The following is a 23,024-nucleotide window of genomic DNA, read 5'->3' as shown; positions in this document are numbered from 1 at the left end:
CTGGGCCGACGGGCCGCGTCAGGCAGACGCGGTGCCGGTGGGGCGGGACCGCAGATCGGTGACGTAGTCGTCCGGCGCGCCCGCCTTCTCGGCGGCGTTCGCGATCTCCGACAGGTACCACGAGGTGGGCAGGCCGCCCTCGTAGCCGTCGAAGACGTAGACCCACGCGGTCACGTCACCGTCGAGGGTGGAGACGCGCACGTGCAGCTTGCGGTACGTGCCGGCGGTCACCCCCTCGATCTCGTCGAGCTGGGCGGCGTCGTAGGGGTGGATGTCGTAGAGCGCCACGAACACCCGGTCGCCGGGGGACTCGACGACGGTGCTGACCGCGCCCTCCCAGCCGATCACGTCCTCGCCCGCGAAGGTGAGCCGCCAGCCTTCCAGCCAGCCGGTGCCCACCATCGGCGAATGCGGGCAGTAGGCGCGCATGCGGGCGGGGTCGAGGTTTGAGCCGTAGGCGGCGTAATGACGCACGGCGATGACGATAGCCCGCCCGCCGGGTGGGGGAGAATACGACGGTGCGTGTCGGACGCGTTCGGGAGAAGAAAGTCACTGTGAGCACTGACGAAGGGCGAGCGCTGTGAGCCGGATCGTGATCATCGGCGGCGGACCGGCGGGCTACGAGGCCGCCCTGGTCGCCGCGCAGCTTGACGCCGACGTCACCGTCGTGGAGGCCGAGGGCGCCGGCGGGGCCTGCGTGCTCTCCGACTGCGTCCCGTCGAAGACGTTCATCGCCAGCTCCGAGGTGGTGACCGGCTACCGGGACACCGAGGAGTTCGGGGTGCACTCCGACGGGCTGGAGGCCGTCACCGTCGACGCCCGGGCGGTGCACGAACGGGTCAAGCGCCTCGCGCTGGCCCAGTCCGCCGACATCCACGCCAAGCTGGTCAAGGCGGGGGTGACCTTCGTCGCGGGCACCGCCCGGCTCGGCGAGGACACGCTCGGGCACACCCACCGCGTGGTCGTCACCCCGGCCGACGGCGGCGGGGAGCACACGATCGACGCGTCGACCGTGCTGATCGCCACCGGCGCCACCCCGCGCCAACTGCCCACCGCCGTACCGGACGGCGAGCGCATCCTGACTTGGCGCCAGGTGTACGACCTGCCGGAGCTGCCCGAGCACCTGGTCGTGGTCGGCTCCGGCGTCACGGGCGCCGAGTTCGCCAGCGCCTACCTCGCGATGGGCGTCCAGGTGACCCTGGTCTCCAGCCGCGACCGGGTGATGCCGCACGAGGACGCCGACGCGGCGATGGCCATCGAGCGGGTCTTCCGCAACCGGGGCATGAGCATCCTGAACAACTCCCGGGCCGACGCCGTGCGCCGCACCGCCGACGGGGTGGAGGTCGAGCTCTCCGACGGCCGGAAGGTGTCCGGCTCGCACGCGCTGATCGCGGTCGGCTCGATCCCCAACACCGCCGACCTGGGCCTGGCCGAGTACGGCGTCGAGCTGGCCCGGGGCGGGTACGTCACCGTCGACCGGGTCTCCCGCACCAACGTGCCCGGCATCTACGCCGCCGGCGACTGCACCGGGGTGCTGCCGCTGGCCAGCGTCGCCGCCATGCAGGGCCGGATCGCGATGTGGCACGCGCTCGGCGAGGCCGTCCGGCCGCTGCGGCTGCGTACCGTCGCGGCGAACGTGTTCACCGACCCGGAGCTGGCCACCGTCGGCGTCTCGCAGGACGAGGTCGACGCGGGCAAGGTGCCGGCCCGGCAGGTCATGCTGCCGCTGGACGGCAACGCCCGCGCGAAGATGGACGGCCTCGCCGACGGCTTCGTCAAGCTCTTCTGCCGACCGGCGAGCGGCCAGGTGATCGGCGGCGTGGTGGTGGCGCCGAAGGCGAGCGAGCTGATCCTGCCGATCACCATGGCGGTGGAGAACAACCTCACCGTCAACGAGCTGGCCCAGACCATCACGATCTACCCGAGCCTCTCCGGCTCCATCACCGAGGCCGCCCGCCAGCTCATGCTCCACGAGCTGGAGTGACCCGGGCGCCCGGGAGGTCGGCCGTGGGTGACCGGCGGAGCAGGGTGACCGCGACGACGGCGAGCACGGCGACCTCGGCGAGGATGAGCAGCCGCTCGACCAGCCCGAGCAGCAGCCGGTCGCCCGGGTAGGCCGACCAGACCATCGCCGCGGCGAGGGCCAGGCTGACCAGGGTGAGCCCGCGGACCGCGCGGGCGACGGCCGGCAGCCGGGCCGCGAGCAGCCAGCCGGCGAGCGGCAGCGCCAGGAAGGCGACCACCGAGGCGTACCGGTGGACGTAGGCGGCGGTGTCCATGGGCAGACCGGGCTCGTTCGTCGGCACGACCGCGGCCAGCAGCAGCCCGCCGATCCAGGCGGCCAGGAGCAGTTCGGCGGCCCGCCCCGGGCGGGCGGCGGGGGCGCGGTGCGCGCGCCGCAGGGCGGGCAGGAGCACGGCGGTGGCCGCGGCGAGCACGACCATGGCCGCGTCGATCACGCCGCCGCGGTCGGAGACCGCGAAGTCGCTGACGGTCAGTGCCCAGGGGTTCAGGTCGTCGTTCACCTCGAGGTGGCCGATCACGGCGAGCAGCGCCGCCACGGCGATCCCGCCGAGGGCCAGCAGTCCACTGTTCCGGGTACCAGGCATGCCTCAGCCTGTTCCGCAGGGGACCCCAGACGGATCCGGGCGGGCCACCGAGATCGGCCCCGGGGACCACCCCTAGGCGGCCGGGGTGGGTCAGTCCGCCCCGGGAACGTCCGCCCGCGCCCCGACGACGACCGGCACCGCCGGATCCGGCCCGGCCGCCCGTCGGGCGCCGACGACGGTCATGGCCCAGCCCGCCGCCGCGAACCCGGCCGCCGCCACCGCCGCGATCACCGCCAGCCGCCACGCCGACTCGGTCAGCGCCGTCCCGCCCAGGTGCCCGACCAGCCCGCCGTACGTCGCCCAGCCCAGCGCCGCCAGGCCCTCGTAGAGCAGGAACAGCCGGTACGGGTACCGGCTGCGGCCGGCGGAGAAGCAGGCCGCCATCCGGCCGCCCGGCACGAAGCGGCAGAGCAGGATGACGAGCGGGCCGGGCCGGCGCAGCCCCTGGGTGACCCGGCTGGCGACCCGTCGGGCCCGGCCCGGCGCGACGTCGCGCGGCGACCGGCGGTCGGGTGCGCCCCGCCCGAGCAGGTAGCAGGCGAGGTCTCCGGCGAAGACGCCGAGCGCGCCGACGGCGATGGTCACCGGCAGGTTCAGCCCGCCGTACACGGTCAGGGCGCCGCTGGTGATCATGACGACCTGGGTGGGGATCACCGGGACGAAGGCGTCGGCGATCAGCAGCCCGAGCAGCGCGAGGTACGCCCAGGTCGGCGACGCGACCTCAGTGAGTAGTTCGGGCACCACTGCCACCTCGCCGGATGGGGCCGATCGGTGTGTCGAGCCTGACGGCGTGTCCGGCGTCACCGGGCACGGCCCTGGCTCGTGGTGACCGCCGACACGGCAGGGCTACCCGGGACCAACGAGCGGGCGTCGGCGAAGGTGACGCGACGGCGTACCGCCGAGGGTCGGCGGATCCGCGTCGGTCGGCGTACCGTTGTCGGCGCGCGGCCCCACCACCGTCGGGTCCCCCGTTCTCGACGACCGGGCCGCCGCGGGCCGCCGGCAGGTCCCGTGCCGGCGGCCCGCCCCCGTTCCGCGGGCCGTCCGCTTCCGCGACCCCGGGCAGGGCGCGAGGTGCCGCGCCGCCCGCGAAAAATCGGCTGCCGAACCCGCGCGGGCGGGCGTACGGTCGCCGCATGAGCAGTGTGGTGCTGACGACGACGCCGGGAGACCCTGGCGCGCCGCACTGACCTGACCGTCGACGAGGCCCCGGGGCGATCCGCCCCGGGGCCTCGTGGCGTCCGGTGACCGGGTCGCTTCCGGGTCGTACCCGATCAAGGAGCGCGACATGATCGACCACCGCAGGCTCGGCCGGGAGCTGGACCTGTTCGTCTCCGACCCGCTGGCCGGCGCCGGACTGCCGCTCTGGCTGCCGGCCGGCGCCGCCGCCCGGCACGCCGTCGAGGAGTACGTCCGCGACCTGGAGCGCCGGGCCGGCTACCGGCACGTGCACACCCCGCCGCTGGGCAAACGGGAGCTGTTCGAGCTCTCCGGCCACCTCGGCTACTTCGCCGACGACATGTTCCCCCCGATGAAGCTCTCCGCCGACGACGAGTTCGTGTTGCGCCCGGCGCTCTGCCCGCACCACGCCCTCGTCTACCGGGCCCGGGGCCGCTCCTACCGGGAACTGCCGCTGCGGATCGCCGAGCTGGGCGGCATGTACCGGGCCGAGCGCTCGGGGGTGCTCGGCGGGCTGTCCCGGGTGCGGGCCATCTCGCTCAACGACGCGCACAACTTCTGCGCCCTGGAGCAGGTGGGCGAGGAGGTGGCGGAGATCCTCCGGCTGATCCGCGAGGCGCACGCCGCGCTCGGCGTACGGCCGGCGGGGTTCCGGCTGTCGCTGCGCGGGCCGGGGGAGAAGTACGTCGGGGACGACGGCCAGTGGGCGCGGGCCGAGGAACTGCTCCGCGCCGCGCTCGACGGGGTGGAGTTCACCGAGGCCCCGGGGGAGGCGGCGTTCTACGGGCCGAAGATCGACATCCAGGTGCTGGACGCCGCCGGGCGGGAGTCCACCCTCTCCACCGTCCAGCTCGACTTCGACAAGCCGGAGCGGTTCGACCTGTCGTACACCGACCCGACCGGGGGGCGGCGCCGGCCGGTGATGGTGCACCGCAGCCTCGTCGGCAGCATGGAGCGGCTGTTCGCGTACCTGATCGAGGTGCACGAGGGCGCCTTTCCCGCCTGGTACGCCCCGGTGCAGGTGGTCGTGCTGCCGGTCGGGGACGACCAGGCCGGGGCGGCGGCCCGGCTCGCCCGGGACGCGCTCGCGGCGGGGCTGCGGGTCGAGGTGGAGTCGGCCGGCTCGCTGGGCGCCCGCATCCGCGACGCCGCCCGCGCCCGGGTCCCGTACGCCGCCGTGATCGGTCCCCGCGAGGCGGCCGAGGGCGACGTCTCGCTGCGCCTGCGCGGCGGCCGCGCCCTGGACCCGATGCCCGCCGCCGACGCCCTCCGGCTGATCGGCGCGGTGGTGGCCGAGCGCGCCCACGACCTGCTGCCGGTCGGCTGACCGAGGCCCGGCACCGGCCGGCGCCGTCACCGCCGGTCGGTGCCGAGGCCGGCGTCCCGGGCCCGGGCGACGGCCTCGGCCCGGGACGCCACCCCGAGCTTGCCCAGCACGGCGCTGGTGTGGTTCTGCACGGTCTTCACCGACAGGAACAGCTCGCGGGCGATCTCCGGATTCGACATGCCGCGGGCGATCCGGTCGAGGATCTCGGTCTCCCGCGCGGAGAGCTGGGGGAACGGCCGCGCGTCGGCCTGGCGCAGCGCCGCCGCGGCGACCATCCGCCCGACGGGTCCGCTCAGCACCACGTCGCCCTCGGCGACCGCGACGAGGGCGCGGGCGATGGCGGCGGGCCCGGACGACTTCAACAGGTATCCCCGCACGCCGGCGCGCAGGGCCTTCAGCACGCTCTCCTCGCCGGCGTGCATGGTCAGCACGACGACAGCGAGCTCGGGGCGGCGGTCCAGCAACTCGGCCGCCGCCCCGGCGCCGTCGAGCACCGGCATGTCGAGGTCGACGACGGCGACGTCCGCCTCGATCCGCTCCGCCTGCCGGAGCAGCTCCGCCCCGTCCGGCGCCACCCCCACCACCTGGACGCCCCGCACCGTGTCGAGCATGGTGCGGAGCCCTTCGAGGAAGACCGGATGGTCGTCGGCGATCAGCACCCGGATGCTCACGCCCGCACCCCCGGCAGCACGCCGCGCACCACCGTGCCGCCCTCGGCCGGCGACTCCACCCGCACCGCCCCGCCGAGCGCCTCGGCCCGCTCGGCCATCGAGCGCAGCCCGACCGCGCCGACCCGCACCGGCGTCGCGGGCAACCCGGCGCCGTCGTCGCGGACGTCCACGGTGAGGGTGCCGTCGGAGATCGCCAGCCGCACCCGCGCCGATCCTCCGCCGCTGTGCCGTTCCGCGTTGCGCAGGGCCTCCAGCACGATCCGGTACGCGGCGGTCTCGGTGGCCGGTTCGATCGGAGGCAGCGGGTCCGGCGCCTCCAGGGTCACGGTCAGCCGCCCGGCCCAGTGGTCGACCTGGTCGCGGAGCGCGGCTACCAGGCCCCGCTCGGCGAGCTGGCCGGGCCGCAGGTCGGCGATGATGCGTTGGACCTCCTCCAGCGCCCCGGCCAGGTCGCCGGTGGCGGTGTCCAGCACGGTCGTGGCACGGTCGACATCGGCCGGGTCGGCCAGCAGGTTCCGGGCGGCCGCCACCCGCATGTTCGCCGCGCTGAGCAGCGGACCGAGGCCGTCGTGCAGGTCCCGCTGGAGCCGGGAGCGCTCCTCGGCGCGGATGTGGGTCAGCCGCTCGTGACTGCGCCGCAGGGCGGTGTCGAGGCTGGCGCTCTGCACCACGACGCCGAGATGGCCGGCCAGGTCCGTGAGCAGGCGCCGGTCGGCGGGGGACAGCGGCTCGGCCGGATGCCGCCGGGACGTGACCAGCGCGCCGACGGTCTGCCCGCCGACCTGGAGCGGGATCCGCAGCCCGTTCCCGGTCGGCCCGCCGGTGCCCGCCGCCGCCGTCACCGAACCGTCGGGCAGCTCGATGGCCACCCGGGGCAGCCGCAGCGCGGCGGACAGTTCGGCCACCACCCGTTCCAGCAGCGGCTCCCGGCTCGACTCCAGCAGCCGGCCAAGCGTGCGTACGACCTGGTGCGGGTCGCGCCGGGCGCCGAAGAGCACCCGTTCGAGCGCGGCCTGTAAAACCTCGCGCAGCGGGAGCGCGACGATCGCGACCACCCCCGTGACCAGTACCTCCGGCAGCAGTTCGGGCGCCGTGGGCAGCGCCGCGTCGAGGCTGAGCACCCCGCCGACGTAGGCGCCGAGCAGCACCGCGGTGAGCAGGGCGTAGAGCAGGGTGCGGCGGAGTACCAGGCCGAGGTCCCACAGCCGGTGTCGCAGCACGGCCACGGCGATGGCGCCCGGCAGGAGGACGACCGCGGCCGCCTCGGCGATCCAGGCCGTCCCGAGCAGTGCCGTCCCGACGCTGACGGGCGCGAGGATCCCCGCCGCGGCCACCACCCAGCGGATCTGCTGCCGTTCGACCGGTCCGCCGCGCCGGTACCGGACCACGAGCGCCGCGGCGCCGAGGAGGAACGCGCCCGGCAGGACCGTGAACAGGGCGTTGAGCAGCGGGGTCAGGGTCACCAGCGCGGGGACCCCGAACGGGTTCGGCTCGCCCGTCACCGTGCCCTCACCACCCGGCATGAACCCCGCGAGCAGGGCCAGGCAGAGGGCGAGCGCGGCGGCCACCCGCTCGGCGAGCCGCCACCAGCGGCCCAGCGGCGTGCCGGTGGGGAACCGCAGCAGCAGCGTGACGATGCCGACCGGGACGGCCAGCCACAGCCACGTCGGCAGCCAGGCGAGCACCGGCCCGACCACCGGCAGCCGGTGGTGGCCGTGCGCGACCGCCGTCGAGGCGGCGAAGAAGCCGGTGCCACCGAGCCCGGTCGCGATCAGGACCGCCGCCAGCGGGTGTCGCTGCCGTCGTGCCAGCACCACGCCGGTGCCGGCCAGCAGCCCGAGCGCGACCGCGTAGAGGCTCACCGCCGGACGGTCGGGCAGGGCCGAGGCGCCGGGCAGCACCCACAGGGACAGGACCAGCCAGACCGTCAGCGCGGACTGCGCCGCCAGCGCCGCTCGGCCGGCGCGTCTGTCCATCATCTCGACCTCCGGATCGCCGCCATCGAGGGCCGGTCGCGACAGGGTAGCCGCGACCGGCCGCCCTCCGGTGTCAGCTGGCCGCCGGGACGGCCGGCGCCGGGTCGTACGCGGCGGGGGCCGGCGACCGCAGCCCGGCCGTCCCGCCCCAGAGCAGCGCCGCACCGGCGAGGGGGACGAGGACGAAGGGAAAGATGCCGCCGACCGCCGCGACGATCAGCATGACCGCGGCGGGCCGGGGCAGCAGCCGGGTACGCACGCTGCCGATGCCCAGCGCGAGCAGGCCCACGACCAGCAGCAGCATGCTCCCGTAGAGGGGGAGACCGCCCATCTCGCCGGTCAGGTCGGGGTGCGCGGAGCCGGCCAGCCACGGCAGCACCGTGCCGATGTACCACTGCGACACCATGCCGCCGGCGGCGCCGAGCATCGCCAGCAGCGTGACGGTACGCCCGAACCGGCGGCCGGCCGGCCCGACGTGGGTGGCGAGGGCGGGAACCGCGAGCAGCAGCGCGCCGAAGCCGAGCAGGATCAGCCAGGCCGCCGTGCGGTGCGGCCCGCCCGCGGCGACCTCGGCGAACGGTCGGTCGTCGAACGCGGTCATCACCTCGAACGGGGTGCCGACCAGCAGGGCCAGCCCGGAGAGCACCATCAGGGGGCGGGCCAGCCCGTGCAACGCGGACGGTTCCAGGGACGACGTCGGGTCAGTGGTCATCGGCGTACTCACAATCCTTCCGGCGGGGCGCGGCGGGTGCCGCGTGCGGGAACGATCGTCGGTCGCCGGCCTTCCCGGAGGCATGAGGCGGATTTCCCGACCATGCGGGAGCGCTCACGGGCGGCGGCGGGCCGCCGCGGGTCACCCCGCGACGCCCGCCTCCACACCCATCGGCTCCTCTTCCGTCACCGGGCGGGTGAACTGCGACCGGTACAGCCGGTGGTACGCGCCCCGCGCGGCCAGCAGCTCGTCGTGCGTGCCCTGCTCCACGATCCGGCCGTCCTCCATCATCAGGATCAGGTCGGCGTCGCGGATGGTGGAGAGCCGGTGCGCGATGACGAAGCTGGTGCGGTCCGAGCGCAGGGCGGCCATCGCCCGCTGGAGCAGCACCTCGGTGCGGGTGTCCACGGAGCTGGTCGCCTCGTCGAGGATCAGCAGCGACGGCTCGGCGAGGAACGCCCGGGCGATGGTGATGAGCTGCTTCTCGCCGGCGCTGACGTTGCTGCCCTCCTCGTCGATCACCGTGTCGTAGCCGTCGGGGAGGCTGCGCACGAACCGGTCCACGAAGGTCGCCCGGGCCGCGGCCAGGATCTCCTCCTCGGTCGCGCCCGGCCGGCCGTAGGCGATGTTGTCGCGGATGGTGCCGCCGAAGAGCCAGGTGTCCTGGAGCACCATCCCGACCCGGCCGCGCAGGTCGTCGCGGCGCATCGTGGTGATGTCCACGCCGTCCAGGGTGATCCGGCCGGCGTCCAGCTCGTAGAAGCGCATGACCAGGTTGACCAGGGTGGTCTTGCCGGCCCCGGTCGGCCCGACGATGGCGACGGTGTGCCCGGGCTCGGCGACCAGCGACAGGTCCTCGATCAGCGGCTTGTCCGGGGCGTACCGGAAGGAGACGTGCTGGAACTCGACGCGGCCGTGCGGGTCGGTCACCCGCGCCGGCTCGGCCGGGTCGGGGCTCTGTTCCTCGGCGTCGAGCACCGCGAAGACCCGCTCGGCGGAGGCCACCCCGGACTGGAGCAGGTTCGCCATCGAGGCGACCTGGGTGAGCGGCTGGGTGAACTGCCGGGAGTACTGGATGAACGCCTGCACGTCGCCGAGGCTCATCGACCCCGACGCCACCCGCAGGCCGCCGACCACGGCGATCGCCACGTAGCTGAGGTTCCCGACGAACATCATCGCCGGCATGATGATCCCGGAGATGAACTGGGCGCCGAAGCTGGCCTGGAACAGCTCCTCGTTCTTGGCGGTGAAGGCGGCCTCCACCTCGCGCTGCCGGCCGAAGACCTTGACCAGCTCGTGGCCGGTGAACGCCTCCTCGATCTGGCCGTTCAGCTCACCGGTGTGCGTCCACTGGGCGATGAACTGCGCCTGCGACCGCTTGGCGATCGCGCCGGTGACGACGACCGACACCGGCACCGCGACCAGCGCCACCAGGGCCAGCAGCGGCGAGATCCAGAACATCATGGCCAGCACGCCGACCACGGTGAGCAGCGAGGTGAGCAACTGGCTCAGCGTCTGCTGGAGGCTGGTCGAGATGTTGTCGATGTCGTTGGTGACCCGGCTGAGCAGCTCGCCGCGGGGCTGCCGGTCGAAGTAGGGCAGCGGCAGCCGGTTGAGCTTGTCCTCCACGTCGGCGCGCAGCCGCAGCACGGTCCGCTGCACCACGCCGGTGAGCAGCCAGCCCTGCCACCACATCAGCGCGCTGGCCGCCAGGTAGAGGCCGAGCGCCAGCAGCAGCACCCGCGCCAGCGCGGCGAAGTCGATGCCCACTCCGGGCACCACGTCCATCCGCGCGAGCATGTCGGCGAAGCTGTCGTTGCCGGCCGCCCGGGCCGCGGCCACCGCCTGGTCGGCGGTGGTGCCGGCCGGCAGCTGCCGGCCGATCACCCCGGTGAAGATCAGGTCGGTGGCGTGCCCGAGCACCTTCGGCCCGACCACGCTCAGCCCGACGCTGACCACCGCCAGCGCGATCACCGCGACGAGCGCGAGGCGGTCCGGGCGCAGCCGGCGCAGCAGCCGCCGGGCCGACGGCCCGAAGTTCATCGACCGCTCGGCGGGCATCCCGGCCCCCGCCCACGGCGGGCCGCCACGCTGCCCGCCGCCCGGCAGCCGCTTCGGCGTCCGCGCGTCGGCGGCCGGCTTCTGCTGCGGTACGGCGCTCACGCGGCCACCTCGCTCCGCTCGGCGGCGGCGCGAGGCGCCACGCTGCTGTGCCTGATGGTTCGCTCGCTCCGCTCGCTCACGCGGCCACCCCCGTCGTGTTCTGCGACGCCACGATCTCGGCGTACGTCGGGCAGGTGTCCAGCAACTCGTCGTGTCGGCCCATCCCGACCACGCCCCCGTCCTCCAACACGATGATCTGATCGGCCTCGACGATCGTGGAGACCCGCTGCGCCACGATCACCACGGCGGCGTCCGCGGTGACCGGCCGCAGCGCCGCCCGCAGCCGCGCGTCGGTGCCGAGGTCGAGCGCGGAGAAGGAGTCGTCGAAGAGGTAGATCTCCGGCCGGCGCACCAGGGCCCGGGCGATCGCGAGCCGCTGTCGCTGCCCGCCGGAGACGTTCGTGCCGCCCTGCGCGATCGGCGACGCCAGCCCCTCGGGCATCGCCTCGACGAAGTCCCGCGCCTGGGCGATCTCCAGCGCGTCCCAGAGTTCCGCGTCGGTCGCGTCCGGGTTGCCGTAGCGCAGGTTGCTCGCCACCGTCCCGGTGAAGAGGTAGGGCTTCTGCGGCACCAACCCGATCCGGCGCCACAGCTCGTCCGGCGCCAGGTCGCGGACGTCGACGCCGTCGACCAGCACGGTGCCGGCGGTCACGTCGACCAGCCGGGGGACGAGCGACAGCAGCGTGGTCTTGCCCGCGCCGGTGCTGCCGATGACCGCCGTGGTGGTCCCCGGCGTCACCCGGAAGGACACGTCCCGCAGCACCGGTGCGGCCGCCCCCGGATACCGGAACGACACGTCGCGCAGCTCCAGCTCGCCGCGCGTGGACACCTCGGTGACCGGGCGGGGCGCCGGCACCACCGAGGAGTCGGTGTCCAGCACCTCGACGATCCGCTCCGCGCAGACCGCCGCGCGGGGCACCATCATCAGCATGAAGGTGGCCATCATGACGGCCATCAGGATCTGCATCAGGTACTGCAGGAAGGCGGTGAGGGCGCCGACCTGGATCGCCCCGGCGTCGACGCGCTGGGCGCCGAACCAGAGCACCGCGACGCTGGAGACGTTGAGCACCAGCATCACCACGGGGAAGATCAACGCCATCAGGCGGCCGGTGCGCAGGGCGGTCGCGGTGAGGTCGGCGTTCGCGGTGGCGAAGCGCTCCGTCTCGTACGGCTCCCGGACGAACGCCCGGACCACCCGGATGCCGGTGATCTGCTCCCGCAGCACCCGGTTGACCGCGTCGATCCGGGTCTGCATGAGCCGGAAGCCCGGCACCATCCGCTGGATGATCAGCCCCAGGGCGACGGCCAGCACGGGCACGCTGACCAGCATCAGCCAGGAGAGCCCGAGATCCTCGCGCAGCGCCATCACCACGCCGCCGACGCTCATGATCGGCGCGGCGACCAGCATGGTGCAGCTCATCAGCACGAGCATCTGCACCTGCTGCACGTCGTTGGTGCTGCGGGTGATCAGCGAGGGCGCGCCGAACCGGGCCACCTCGCGGGCGGAGAAGCGGTTCACGTGCCCGAACACCGCCGCCCGCACGTCCCGCCCGAATCCCATCGCGGTGCGTGCGCCGAGGTAGACGGCGGCGACGGAGCAGACGATCTGCACCAGGCTGACCGCGAGCATCCACCCGCCGGTGCGCATGATGTAGTCGGTGTCGCCCCGCGCCACGCCGAGGTCGATGATGTCGGCGTTGAGACTGGGCAGGTAGAGCGACGCCATCGTGCCGACGAACTGGAGCAGCAGCACCGCCGCCAGTGCCCGGTGGTAGGGGCGCAGGTGTGTGCGCAGCAGCCGGATCAGCATGTCGGCGCCCCTTCCGGCGTGCCGGCATCCCCGCCGCCGATGACCTCCAGGAGGAACTGGCGGATCACCGCCGCCTTCGCCGGGTCGGCGTCGACCGAGGTCAGCGGAGCGCCGGACCGGATCACGGCGGTCAGCGCGTCGATCCGGGCCTGGCCGGCCGGGGTGATCGCGATCCGGATGCTGCGCCGGTCGGCCTCGTCGCGCTGCCGCTCGACCAGGCCGTCGCGTTCCAGCGTGTCCACGATGCCGGTGAGGGTGGCCGGCCGGACGAAGCAGTGCTCGGCCACCGTGCGGTGCGGCAGCCCGCCGTGTTCGGCGAGGGTCATCAGGGTGGCCATCCCGGCCTGGGTGAGCCCGTGCTCCTCGGCGAGGTAGCGGTTCCACCGCTGCCCGGTGACGTGCCCGGCGACCACGAGCAGTCGCCCGAGGGGCACGTCCCGCAGCTCGATCAGTTTCATGGTGGCTAGGTTAGCCCCCTGAACGTCAGGCCCCAAACGAAATAGCGACGGCCACGCCGACGAAGAGGAGCTGTTCCGCCGTCCGTGGTCCCAGGGGGGTCGCCGGCCGGCCCCCGAGGGTCAGCCCGCGCCGCACCGCCGAGACGTTCGCCGGGAACATGGCCAGCATCAACAGGGCCAGCCCGGCCGCGGCCCAGCGGGCGGTCGCCGGCACGAGCAGCCCGGCCGCGCCCACCAGTTCCAGCGCACCGGTGGCCGTGACCAGCAGGTCGGGTCGGGGGAGGGCGGGCGGCACCATCGCGATCATGTCCGACCGGTAGGTGGCGGCGAAGTGTGCGAGGCCGGTCACCACGAACATCAGCGCCAGCCCCACCCGCAGCGCGGGGTGCCAGCCGTCGAGCGCGGCCACGCCGGCCAGGCCGGCCAGCCGGGCGAGCGCGGTGCCGGCCACGAGCGCGATCAGCGGAGCCATCGATACCTCCCGAGCGGGTGAACTTGTCGCCGACAAGATTGCGCCCCGGGGTGGCATCTTGTCAATGGCAAGATAGGATCACGGCATGACCGGAACACGCGGCTACCACCACGGCGACCTGCGTCGCGCCCTGCTCGCGGCGGCGGTGTCGGTGATCGAGGAATCCGGCCCCGGGGCGCTGAGCCTGCGCGACCTGGCCCGCCGGGCCGGTGTCTCGCACGCTGCCCCGGCGCACCACTTCGGCGACAAGGCTGGCCTGCTCACCGCCCTCGCCGCCGAGGGCTTCGACCTGCTCGCCGAGGCGTTGGGCGGCGCGGAGGACCTGCTGGACAGCGGCGTCGCGTACGTCGACTTCGCCGTCCGGCACCGCGCGCACTTCGAGGTGATGTTCCGCCCGGACCTCTACCGGGCCGACGCCGACGACGTGGCGGCGGCCCGCCGGCGCGCCGGCGACGCGCTGCACGCCGGGGTCGCCGGGCTGCCCCAGGGGCGCCCGACGGCGGAGGATCCGCAGGGCGACGCGCTCGCCGCCTGGTCGATCGTGCACGGCTTCGCCACGCTCTGGCTCGCCGGCGCGCTGCCCGAGCGGGTGGGCGACGACCCCCGGGCCGCCGCCCGCGAGGTCATCCGACGCCTCTTCCCCGAGGAGTGACGGCCGGCGGGGGTCGTCTCACCAACTCGTGGGCAGCGGCATCCCCTCGGTGTAGCCGGCCGTGCTCTGCACCCCGACGACGGCCCGCTCGTGGAACTCCGCCAGGTCCCGGGCGCCGGCGTAGGTGAAGGCGCTGCGCACCCCGGCGATGATCTCGTCGATCAGGTCCTCCACGCCGGGGCGGGCCGGGTCCAGGTACATCCGGGCCGAGGAGATGCCCTCCTCGAAGACCGCCTTGCGGGCCCGGTCGTACGCGCTGTCGTCGGCCGTCCGCGCGCTGACCGCCCGCGCCGACGCCATCCCGAAGCTCTCCTTGTAGCGCCGGCCGTCGGCGTCGGTGTAGAGGTCGCCGGGGGACTCGTAGGTGCCGGCGAACCAGGAGCCGATCATCACGTTCGACGCGCCGGCGGCCAGGGCCAGCGCCACGTCCCGCGGGTGCCGTACGCCGCCGTCGGCCCAGACGTGCCGGCCGAGCTGGCGGGCCGCCGCGGCGCAGTCCAGCACGGCGGAGAACTGCGGCCGGCCCACCCCGGTCATCATCCGGGTGGTGCACATCGCACCCGGGCCGACGCCCACCTTGACGATGTCGGCGCCCGCCTCCACCAGGTCGCGTACGCCCTCGGCGGTCACCACGTTGCCGGCGGCGACCGGGACCGCCGGGTCCAGCGCGCGGACGGCCCGCAGCGCGGAGATCATCCGCTCCTGGTGGCCGTGCGCGGTGTCCACGACCAGCGTGTCCACCCCGGCGTCCAGCAGCGCAGCCGCCTTGCCGGTCACGTCGCCGTTGATGCCGACGGCGGCGGCGATGCGCAGCCGGCCCCGGTCGTCCACCGCCGGCTTGTAGAGGGTCGCCCGCAGCGCGCCCTGCCGGGTGAGCACCCCGACGAGGCGGCCCTCGGCGTCGACCACCGGGGCGAGCCGGCGCCGGCCGGCCGAGAGCCGGTCGAAGCCCGTACGCGGATCCGCGTCGGCCGGCACGGTGTGCAGCTCGGTGGACATCACGTGCCGGAGCTGGGCGAAGCGGTCCACGCCCACGGTGTCCGCCTCGGTCACCACGCCCAGCGGCCGGCCCTCGTCGTCGATCACCACCACGGCGCCGTGCGACCGCTTCGGCAGCAGGTGGATCGCGTCCCCGACGGTGTCGGTCGGGCCGAGCGTGATCGCGGTGTCGTGCACCAGGTGCCGCCGCTTGACCCAGGCGACGACGTTCGCCACCACCTCGATCGGGATGTCCTGCGGGATGACCGCGATCGCGCCGCGCCGGGCGACCGTCTCGGCCATCCGGCGGCCGGACACCGCGGTCATGTTCGACACGACCAGCGGGATGGTGGTGCCCGTGCCGTCGCTGGCGGACAGGTCGACGTCGAGCCGCGAGCCCACCTCGGAGCGGGCCGGCGCCATGAAGACGTCGTTGTAGGTCAGGTCGTGCGCGGGAACCGCGCCGTGTAGGAACCGCACCCCGCCATCATTCCCGTCGGCCGCCGTCCGCGCCCCCGGTGGTCGCCGAAAACACCCCCGGGCCGGGCGTCGCCGAAGACCACCAGCTCGGCCGGGAAGAGGTCGCGCGCCCCGGCGTCGCCGGGTCAGCCGAACAGCAGCCCCGCCGCGAGCGCGGTCATCACGAGGGCGATCGCACCGTCGACGACCCGCCAGGCCGTCGGGCGGGCCAGCACGGGCGCGAGCCGGTGGGCGGCGGCGCCGATGGTGGTGAACCAGACCACGCTGGCGAGCGCCGCGCCCGCGCCGAAGACCCAGTGGTGCGGGTGCTGGCGGGCCACCCCGCCGAGCAGGAGGACGGTGTCGAGGTACACGTGCGGGTTGAGATAGGTGAAGGCGAGGCAGGCCAGCAGCGTCGCCCCGAGCGTGGCCGGCGGCCGGTCGGCGGGGGAGAGCGCGCCGGGGCGCAGCGCGCGGCGGGCGGCCAGCACGGCGTACCCGAGCAGGAACGCGGCCCCCAGCCAGCGGACGGCGGTCAGGACGGCGGGGTGCTCCGCCGTGGCGGTGCCCATTCCGGCGATGCCGACCGAGATCAGCAGCGCGTCGGAGGCGGCGCACACCGCGACCACGGGCAGGACGTGCTCCCGGCGCAGGCCCTGCCGCAGGACGAAGGCGTTCTGCGCGCCGATGGCGGCGATGAGCGCGATCGAGAGGGAGAAGCCGGCGGCGGCGGAACCTGTCACGGAGCTGCTGAGGATGTCGGGCACGAGCCGAGGCTACGAGCCGCAGCCGATGCAGCCCAGCTAAAGATTCTCACGGCAGATAAGCTCAGCTTCATCATGCTTGACTCCACGCAGCTCCGGACGTTCGCCGCGGTGGTCCGCGAGGGCAGCTTCGAGGCGGCCGCGCACGCGCTGCACGTCACCCCGTCGGCCGTCAGCCAGCGGATGAAGGCGTTGGAGCAGACCGTCGGGCAGGTGCTGGTCCGCCGCACGAAGCCGTGCCAGGCCACCGACGCGGGCCGGCCGCTGCTGCGGCTCGCCGGCCAGGTGGCCCTGCTGGAACGGGAGGCGTTGGAGGCCGCCCGCCCGCCGACGGTCGGCGGGCCCGCCCCCAGCCGGGTGACCATCGTGGCGAACGGCGATTCGCTCGGCACCTGGTTCGTCGGCGCCCTGGCGCGGCTGCCCGCCGAGCTGGCGCTCCTGTTCGACGTCCGCCGGGACGACGAGGACCACACGGCGGAGCTGATCCGCGACGGCACGGCGATGGCCGCGGTGACCGCGCAGCGCGAGGCCGTGCAGGGCTGCCGGGTGGAGCGGCTGGGTGCGATGCGGTACGTCGCGCTGGCCGGGACCGGGTTCGCGGCCCGCCACTTCCCCGACGGCGCCACCGAGGCCGCCCTCGCGACGGCGCCGATGATGGCGTTCGACCGCAAGGACCAGCTCCAGCACCGGTTCGCCCGCACCGTGACCCGGCGTCGGATCGCCCCGCCGGTGCACTACGTCCCGTCCTTCGACGGCTTCAACGAGGCGGTACGGCTGGGCCTGGGGTGGGGGATGGTGCCGGAGCGGATCGCCCGTGCCGACATCGCGGCCGGGCGCTGCGTCGACATCGGTGCCGGGCGTCACCTGGACCGCCCGCTGTACTGGCAGCACTGGCGGGTGGACTCCACCACGCTGGACGCGCTGACCGCCGCCGTCCGGGCGGTCGCCGGCACCGAGCTGCGCTGACTGTGCGGCTGGCCGGGTCGGCCCGGAGAAGGGTCAGGCGATCGTGCAGATCGCCGCGCCGGCGGAGATGACGGCGCCGACCTCGGCGGCGAGGCCGCTCACCGTGCCCGCCTTGTGCGCGTGCAGCGGCTGCTCCATCTTCATCGCCTCCAGCACCACGACCAGGTCGCCCTCGGCGACGGTGTCCCCGTCGGCGACCGCGATCTTGACGATGGTGCCCTGCATGGGCGAGGTGAGCGCGTCGCCGCTGACGGCGGCGCCGGCCTTGGCCGCGCCGCCCCGGCGGGCCGGCTTGCGGGCGGCGGGCGCGGCGGCGGCCGTACCCCCGCCGAGGCCGGCGGGGAGGCTGACCTCCAGCCGCTTGCCGCCGACCTCGACCACGACGGTCTCGCGCTCGGCCGGCGCCTCGGCGGTGCCGGCGGCGGCGGTGAACGGCGGGATGGTGTTGTCGAACTCGGTCTCGATCCACCGGGTGTGCACGGTGAACGGCTCGGCGGTGAACGCCTCGTCGCGGATGACCAGCCGGTGGAACGGCAGCGCGGTGGCCATGCCCTCGACGACCATCTCGTCCAGCGCCCGGCGGGCCCGCTCCAGCGCCTCGGTGCGCGTCTCGCCGGTGATGATCACCTTGGCCAGCAGCGAGTCGAAGTTGCCGCCGATCACGTCGCCGGCCGAGATGCCGGTGTCGACCCGGACGCCGGGGCCCGTGGGCAGCCGCAGCGCGGTGACCGTGCCGGGGGCGGGCAGGAAGTTGCGGCCCGGGTCCTCGCCGTTGATCCGGAACTCGATGGAGTGCCCGCGCGGCGTCGGGTCCTCGGTGAACCGCAGCTTCTCGCCGTCGGCGATCCGGAACTGCTCGCGGACCAGGTCGATGCCGGCGGTCTCCTCGGTGACCGGGTGCTCGACCTGGAGACGGGTGTTGACCTCCAGGAAGGAGATGGTGCCGTCGGCGCCGACCAGGTATTCCACCGTGCCGGCGCCGTGGTAGCCGGCCTCCCGGCAGATCGCCTTGGCACTGTCGTGGATCTGGGCGCGCTGCGCGTCGGTGAGGAACGGCGCCGGGGCCTCCTCGACCAGCTTCTGGTGCCGGCGCTGGAGCGAGCAGTCGCGGGTGCCGACCACGATCACGTTGCCGTGCTGGTCGGCCAGCACCTGCGCCTCGACGTGGCGGGGCTTGTCGAGGTAGCGCTCGACGAAGCACTCGCCCCGGCCGAACGCGGCGACCGCCTCGCGGGTGGCCGACTCGAACAGGTGCGGAATCTCCTCCATCGTGCGGGCCACCTTGAGCCCGCGCCCGCCGCCGCCGAAGGCGGCCTTGATGGCGACCGGCAGGCCGTGGTCGACGGCGAACGCCATCACCTCGTCCGGGTTGGCCACCGGGTCGGGGGTGCCGGGCACCAGGGGGGCGCCGGCGCGCTGGGCGATGTGCCGGGCGGTCACCTTGTCACCGAGGTCGCGGATCGCCTGCGGGGTGGGACCGATCCAGGTCAGCCCGGCGTCGATGACGGCCTGGGCGAAGTCGGCGTTCTCGGCGAGGAAGCCGTAGCCGGGGTGGACGGCGTCGGCGTCGGCCTTGGCGGCGACCGCCAGCAGCTTGTCGATGCGCAGGTACGTCTCGGTCGCGGAGTCCCCGCCGAGCGCGTACGCCTCGTCGGCCAGCGTGGCGTGCAGGGCGTCCCGGTCGGAGTCCGCGTAGACGGCGACGCTGCCCAGACCGGCGTCGCGGCAGGCGCGGATGACGCGGACGGCGATCTCGCCGCGGTTGGCGATGAGTACCTTGCGCACCTTGGGGGCTCCTCCCGGGAGGTTACTGACCGGGAGTGTATCGGCCACCCTGAGAGGGCCTAACGATCGCTCAGTGTGGGATGCCGCACTGCCGCGACGCGCCCTAGTCAAACTTGCTTATTACGCTTGTCCGATGTCTGCCACGCGAATGATGATCCTCGGGCTGGTGCGCTGGATGCAGCCCGTGCACGGCTACGACGTGCGCCGGGAACTGCTCAGTTGGAACGCCGACAGGTGGGCCAACGTGCAGCCCGGCTCGATCTACCACGCCCTGCGCAAGCTGACCGCGGAGGGCCTGCTGCGCGAGGTGGCCACCGAGCAGGTGGGCGCCCGGCCGGCGCGCACCACGTACGAGGTCACCGCCAAGGGCGAGGACGAGTTCGAGTCGCTGCTGCGCGGGCACTGGTGGCAGTTGCACGAGCCGCCCGACCCGTTCGCGGCGGCGTTCTCGTTCCTGCCCGCGCTGCCCCGCGAGGAGGCGTCGGCGGCCCTGCGCAACCGGGCGAACCTGCTGCGCGCCGGCGTCGAGTCGATGCGCGCGGCGCTGGCCTCCGACTGGATGCGCAACTCCAAGCCGGTGCACGTCGGGTGGATGTTCGAACTCTGGGCCGCGCGGGCGGAGGCCGAGGTCGGCTGGTGCGAACGGATCGCCGAACGCATCGACTCCGGTGTGTCGTACCTGCCTGACGGGCTGGTCGGGGCGGAGGGTTGGAACGGGTGGTCCGACGGCGAGACCACACCTCGCGACACAACCGAATAATCAACATTGACCACTGGAGCTATATCGCGTTAGCCTGCTCGCGGCGCGACGGGGGGAGCACGCCGTCCGGCGTCGTCCCCGAGGGACAGACCAGGTGGCCGGTCGCACCGGCCCGGACGACCAGGAGCAGAGATGATCGAGACCAGAGGGCTGCGGAAGTCGTTCCGCTCCCGCGAGGGTCGCCAGACGAGGACCGTCGACGCGGTGCGCGGGGTCGACCTGGAGGTCGCCGCGGGGGAGATCTTCGGTTTCCTCGGCCCCAACGGCGCCGGCAAGACCACCACCCTGCGGATGCTGGCGACCCTGATCGAGCCGGACGGCGGCGAGGCCACCATCGCCGGGGCCGACCTGCGCAAGGACCCGGCCGAGGTGCGCCGCCGTATCGGCTACGTGGCCCAGGGCGGCAGCACCTGGGACGAGTCGACCGCCCGCGAGGAGTTGGTCCTCCAGGCCCGGATGTACGGCATCGGCAAGGCCGAGGCGCAGCGGCGCGCCGTCCGCGCCCTCGACGCCTTCCAGCTCACCGAGTACGCGGACCGCAAGTGCAAGACCTACTCGGGCGGCCAGCGGCGACGGGTGGAGATCGCCCTCGGCATCATCCACGAACCGAAGATCGTCTTCCTGGACGAGCCGACCAGCGGCCTCGACCCGCAGAGCCGCGCGCACATGTGGGACGAGATCCGCCGGCTGCGCGCCGAGGGCATGACGGTCTTCATCACCACGCACTACCTCGACGAGGCCGACGCGCTCTGCGACCGGATCGCGATCATGGATCACGGCGAGGTGGTCGCGGAGGGCACCCCGGCGGGCCTCAAGCGCGAGATCTCCGGCGACGTGGTGCTGGTCGGGCTGGACGCGGCGGCCACCCCGCAGGCCGCGAAGCTGCTCGACAGCGAGCCGTACGTCAACAAGCTGGAGACCGTCGAGGAGGGCGGCCTGCGGCTCTACGTCGACGAGGGCGCGACCGCCATCCCGCAGATCCTGCGCCGCGTCGACACGGCGGGCCTCACGCTCGACTCCATCGAGCTGCACCGGCCCAGCCTCGACGACGTCTTCCTCACCAAGACCGGCCGCTCGCTGCGCGAGTCCTGACCCCCAGACCGGAGAGACCGCATGAAACTCGCCCGTGACACCTGGCTGATCTTCCAGCGCCAGCTCCAGCTGCTGCTGCGCAACCCCGTCTGGGTCTTCGTCGGCATCTTCCAGCCGGTGATGTACCTGCTGCTGTTCGCCCCGCTGCTCAAGCCGGCCCTGAACGCCCCCACCCAGGCGGAGGCCTACAAGATCTTCGTGCCCGGCCTGCTGGTACTGCTGGCCATCTTCGGCGGCCTGTTCCAGGGCTTCGGTCTGATCGCCGAGCTGCGCGCCGGCGTCATCGAACGCTCCCGGGTCACCCCGGTCAGCCGGCTCGCCCTGCTGCTCGGCCGCTCCCTGCGCGACGTGGTGTCGCTGATCGTGCAGGCGGTCATCATCACCCTGCTCGCGCTCCTGTTCGACCTGCGCGTCTTCATCGTCGACCTGCTCCTGGCGTACCTCATGCTCGCCCTGATCGCGCTGATGACCTCGGCCGTCTCCTACGGCGTCGCGCTCAAGGTCAAGAGTGAGGACGCGCTGGCCCCGCTGATGAACACCGTGGCGCAGCCGGTGCTGCTGCTCTCCGGCATCCTGCTGCCGCTCACGTTCGCCCCCGGCTGGCTCCAGGGCATCGCCGAGTGGAACCCGTTCTCCTGGGCCGTCGACGGCACCCGCGCCCTCTTCAACGGCGACCTCGGCGACGACAAGGTCTGGCAGGGGCTCGGCATCATCGCGGTGCTCGCCGCGGCCGGCGTCGTCTGGGCGGCCCGGCAGTTCGCGCGCACCGTCCGCTGAACGGCCGGGCACCGCGACAGCGCGGCGCTCCCGGAGACCTGCGTCGCACTGCGGTGGGGCACCGGCCGGACGCTTGTACCGTAAGGCCGGTGCCCCGCCTCACCCGTGACCGGATTACCTGGCTGACCTATGCCCAGTTGGGCCTGTGGGGTTTCTTCCTCTACGGATTCGGGCCGGTCGTGCCGCTGCTCCGCGACGAACAGGGCACCTCGGCCGCCGTCGCCGGCCTGCACAGCACCGGCATCGCCGTCGGCGCGCTGGCCGGCGGGGCGCTCTTCGCGCCGCTGGCCCGCCGGGTCGGCCGTGGCGGTGCCGTCTGGACCGGGCTGGCCGGGGTGGCGCTCGGCGTCACCGCACTCGGCACCCTGCGGGCACTGCCTGCCACGATCACCGCCGTCGCGGTGATCGCCACCTTCGGCATGCTGGTGATCAGCGGCGTGTCGGTGGTGCTCACCGACCGGCACGGCACCGGCGCGCCGGCCGCGCTGACCGAGGCCAACGCCGCCTGCGCCGGCATGGGCATCCTCGCCCCGCTGGTCATCGGCACCAGCGTCGACGCCGGCTGGGGCTGGCGGCCCGTGATGGCCGTCGAGGCCGGCCTGATCGCGCTGGTCGCGCTCGCCGCCGTGACCTTCCGCGTACGCCTGCCGCGCGCCGCCCCCGCTGCGGCTGCCGGGGATCTCCCGGCCGGTGACCCGGCCGACACCGTCCCGCCTGCCGGCGCGCGTCGGGCTGCGCCCGTCGCCGGGGCCGCGCGGCGGCTGCCCCCGACGTACTGGATCGCCTGGGTGCTGATGGCGGTCACCGGCTCGATCGAGGTCTGCCTGTCCCTCTGGACCGCCGACGTGCTCCGCTCGCACGCCGGAATGGCAGCCGGCGCCGCCTCGGCCGCCGTCGCGGCGATCGTCTGCGGCATGTTCGTCGGCCGGCTCGTCGGGGGCCGGTTCGCGTTGCGGTACCGGCCGGTGCCGCTGCTGCTGGCCGCGCTGGGCGTGTCGCTGGCCGGGTTCGCGCTGTTCTGGGTCGCCCCGGTCGGCTGGCTCGCGGTCGCCGGCCTCGTCGTGCTCGGCCTCGGCAACGCGCTGCACTACCCGCTGGCCATCTCGATCGCGCTCGCCGTCGCCGGGCCGGCCGCGGACCGGGCGGCCGGCTGGGCGTCGTACTCGATGGGGGTCGGCTTCGGGATCGCGCCGGTCGCGCTCGGCTGGGTGGCCGACGGGGTGGGGCCGCACCTGGCGTTCCTGCTGCTGCCGGGCTTCATCGCGGCGGCCGCGCTGCTCACCGCCCGCCTGGGTCGCGCCCTGCGCCCGGCCCCCGACGAGGTCCGGACCCCGACCCCCGTCTGACCCCCTTCGGGCACTGGATCTTGGTACGGAACGGCCTGTCCAGGGTCGTTTCGTACCAAGATCCGCAG

General features: G+C 74.1%; 21 protein-coding genes. 8 read left to right on the top strand and 13 right to left on the bottom strand.

What is annotated here, in order from left to right:
- Window positions 1-18: 18 nt before the first annotated feature.
- Window positions 19-474 carry a gamma-glutamylcyclotransferase gene (locus ABZ793_RS18295; RefSeq protein WP_350703507.1) on the bottom strand — a complete coding sequence of 152 codons (456 nt, stop codon included), beginning with the start codon at window positions 472-474 and terminating at the stop codon, window positions 19-21.
- Window positions 475-580: 106 nt separating this feature from the next.
- Between ABZ793_RS18295 and ABZ793_RS18290 the strand changes: the two genes are divergently transcribed.
- A complete protein-coding gene (locus ABZ793_RS18290) occupies window positions 581-1,984 on the top strand; it encodes an NAD(P)H-quinone dehydrogenase (RefSeq protein ID WP_357458426.1) in 1,404 nt (467 codons plus the stop codon).
- On the opposite strand, the gene ABZ793_RS18285 is transcribed toward ABZ793_RS18290, so the two are convergent.
- Together ABZ793_RS18285 and ABZ793_RS18280 are read right to left on the bottom strand one after the other, a co-directional pair.
- Complete coding sequence (locus ABZ793_RS18285) at window positions 1,962-2,609, bottom strand: DUF998 domain-containing protein (protein WP_357458423.1); 648 nt, start codon at window positions 2,607-2,609, stop codon at window positions 1,962-1,964. The genes ABZ793_RS18290 and ABZ793_RS18285 overlap by 23 nt on opposite strands.
- Before the next feature lie 90 nt (window positions 2,610-2,699).
- Window positions 2,700-3,350, bottom strand: a complete 651-nt coding sequence (locus tag ABZ793_RS18280; RefSeq protein WP_357458420.1) for a DedA family protein — start codon at window positions 3,348-3,350, stop codon at window positions 2,700-2,702.
- A 547-nt stretch (window positions 3,351-3,897) separates the two neighbouring features.
- Between ABZ793_RS18280 and thrS the strand changes: the two genes are divergently transcribed.
- The gene (gene thrS / locus ABZ793_RS18275; protein ID WP_357458418.1) at window positions 3,898-5,115 is read left to right on the top strand and encodes a threonine--tRNA ligase; all 1,218 of its coding nucleotides are present in this window, start codon (window positions 3,898-3,900) and stop codon (window positions 5,113-5,115) included.
- A 26-nt stretch (window positions 5,116-5,141) separates the two neighbouring features.
- Here thrS and ABZ793_RS18270 read toward each other — a convergent pair whose 3' ends face one another.
- The 7 genes from ABZ793_RS18270 to ABZ793_RS18240 all read right to left on the bottom strand — a co-directional run bounded on the left by ABZ793_RS18270 (window position 5,142) and on the right by ABZ793_RS18240 (window position 13,377).
- A complete protein-coding gene (locus tag ABZ793_RS18270) occupies window positions 5,142-5,786 on the bottom strand; it encodes a response regulator transcription factor (protein WP_357458415.1) in 645 nt (214 codons plus the stop codon).
- Window positions 5,783-7,762, bottom strand: coding sequence for a GAF domain-containing sensor histidine kinase (locus ABZ793_RS18265; protein WP_357458412.1), 1,980 nt, complete (start codon window positions 7,760-7,762; stop codon window positions 5,783-5,785). Before ABZ793_RS18265 ends, ABZ793_RS18270 begins: the two co-directional genes overlap by 4 nt.
- A 73-nt stretch (window positions 7,763-7,835) precedes the next feature.
- Window positions 7,836-8,474: a hypothetical protein gene (locus ABZ793_RS18260; protein ID WP_357458409.1), complete on the bottom strand. Its 639-nt coding sequence runs from the start codon at window positions 8,472-8,474 to the stop codon at window positions 7,836-7,838.
- A 141-nt stretch (window positions 8,475-8,615) separates the two neighbouring features.
- The gene (locus tag ABZ793_RS18255; RefSeq protein ID WP_357458406.1) at window positions 8,616-10,637 is read right to left on the bottom strand and encodes an ABC transporter ATP-binding protein; all 2,022 of its coding nucleotides are present in this window, start codon (window positions 10,635-10,637) and stop codon (window positions 8,616-8,618) included.
- A 76-nt stretch (window positions 10,638-10,713) separates the two neighbouring features.
- Window positions 10,714-12,447: an ABC transporter ATP-binding protein gene (locus tag ABZ793_RS18250; protein ID WP_357458404.1), complete on the bottom strand. Its 1,734-nt coding sequence runs from the start codon at window positions 12,445-12,447 to the stop codon at window positions 10,714-10,716.
- Entirely contained in the window at window positions 12,441-12,905 is a 465-nt protein-coding gene (locus ABZ793_RS18245) for a MarR family transcriptional regulator (protein ID WP_357458401.1), read from the bottom strand. The genes ABZ793_RS18250 and ABZ793_RS18245 overlap by 7 nt, the downstream gene beginning before the upstream one ends.
- A gap of 25 nt (window positions 12,906-12,930) precedes the next feature.
- Window positions 12,931-13,377 carry a DoxX family membrane protein gene (locus tag ABZ793_RS18240; protein ID WP_357458399.1) on the bottom strand — a complete coding sequence of 149 codons (447 nt, stop codon included), beginning with the start codon at window positions 13,375-13,377 and terminating at the stop codon, window positions 12,931-12,933.
- An 85-nt stretch (window positions 13,378-13,462) separates the two neighbouring features.
- On the opposite strand from ABZ793_RS18240, the gene ABZ793_RS18235 reads away from it, so the two are divergent.
- On the top strand, window positions 13,463-14,029 hold the full coding sequence (locus ABZ793_RS18235; RefSeq protein ID WP_357458397.1) for a TetR/AcrR family transcriptional regulator: 567 nt from the start codon (window positions 13,463-13,465) through the stop codon (window positions 14,027-14,029).
- Window positions 14,030-14,047: 18 nt separating this feature from the next.
- On the opposite strand, the gene ABZ793_RS18230 is transcribed toward ABZ793_RS18235, so the two are convergent.
- Both ABZ793_RS18230 and ABZ793_RS18225 read right to left on the bottom strand, forming a co-directional pair.
- Window positions 14,048-15,487 (bottom strand): GuaB1 family IMP dehydrogenase-related protein, encoded by a 1,440-nt coding sequence (locus ABZ793_RS18230; protein ID WP_357458394.1) that lies wholly within the window; start codon window positions 15,485-15,487, stop codon window positions 14,048-14,050.
- A gap of 125 nt (window positions 15,488-15,612) precedes the next feature.
- Window positions 15,613-16,209 carry a LysE/ArgO family amino acid transporter gene (locus ABZ793_RS18225; protein ID WP_357458505.1) on the bottom strand — a complete coding sequence of 199 codons (597 nt, stop codon included), beginning with the start codon at window positions 16,207-16,209 and terminating at the stop codon, window positions 15,613-15,615.
- Between the two features lie 96 nt (window positions 16,210-16,305).
- On the opposite strand from ABZ793_RS18225, the gene ABZ793_RS18220 reads away from it, so the two are divergent.
- The gene (locus tag ABZ793_RS18220; RefSeq protein WP_357458391.1) at window positions 16,306-17,196 is read left to right on the top strand and encodes a LysR family transcriptional regulator ArgP; all 891 of its coding nucleotides are present in this window, start codon (window positions 16,306-16,308) and stop codon (window positions 17,194-17,196) included.
- 33 nt (window positions 17,197-17,229) lie between these two features.
- Here ABZ793_RS18220 and ABZ793_RS18215 read toward each other — a convergent pair whose 3' ends face one another.
- On the bottom strand, window positions 17,230-18,981 hold the full coding sequence (locus ABZ793_RS18215; protein ID WP_357458388.1) for a biotin carboxylase N-terminal domain-containing protein: 1,752 nt from the start codon (window positions 18,979-18,981) through the stop codon (window positions 17,230-17,232).
- Between the two features lie 133 nt (window positions 18,982-19,114).
- On the opposite strand from ABZ793_RS18215, the gene ABZ793_RS18210 reads away from it, so the two are divergent.
- The 4 genes from ABZ793_RS18210 to ABZ793_RS18195 all read left to right on the top strand — a co-directional run bounded on the left by ABZ793_RS18210 (window position 19,115) and on the right by ABZ793_RS18195 (window position 22,956).
- Window positions 19,115-19,741, top strand: a complete 627-nt coding sequence (locus tag ABZ793_RS18210; protein WP_357458384.1) for a PadR family transcriptional regulator — start codon at window positions 19,115-19,117, stop codon at window positions 19,739-19,741.
- 132 nt (window positions 19,742-19,873) lie between these two features.
- A complete protein-coding gene (locus ABZ793_RS18205) occupies window positions 19,874-20,833 on the top strand; it encodes an ATP-binding cassette domain-containing protein (RefSeq protein WP_357458381.1) in 960 nt (319 codons plus the stop codon).
- A 21-nt stretch (window positions 20,834-20,854) separates the two neighbouring features.
- Complete coding sequence (locus ABZ793_RS18200; protein ID WP_350703478.1) at window positions 20,855-21,610, top strand: ABC transporter permease; 756 nt, start codon at window positions 20,855-20,857, stop codon at window positions 21,608-21,610.
- Between the two features lie 89 nt (window positions 21,611-21,699).
- Window positions 21,700-22,956 carry an MFS transporter gene (locus ABZ793_RS18195; protein WP_357458378.1) on the top strand — a complete coding sequence of 419 codons (1,257 nt, stop codon included), beginning with the start codon at window positions 21,700-21,702 and terminating at the stop codon, window positions 22,954-22,956.
- Window positions 22,957-23,024 lie beyond the last annotated feature (68 nt).

It is taken from the genome of Micromonospora sp. NPDC047465 (assembly GCF_040643125.1).
In the GTDB taxonomy this organism is placed as follows: Bacteria; Actinomycetota; Actinomycetes; order Mycobacteriales; family Micromonosporaceae; genus Micromonospora.
Note: the sequence above shows the minus strand (reverse complement) of the source record. Positions and strands in the feature narration are given on the sequence as shown.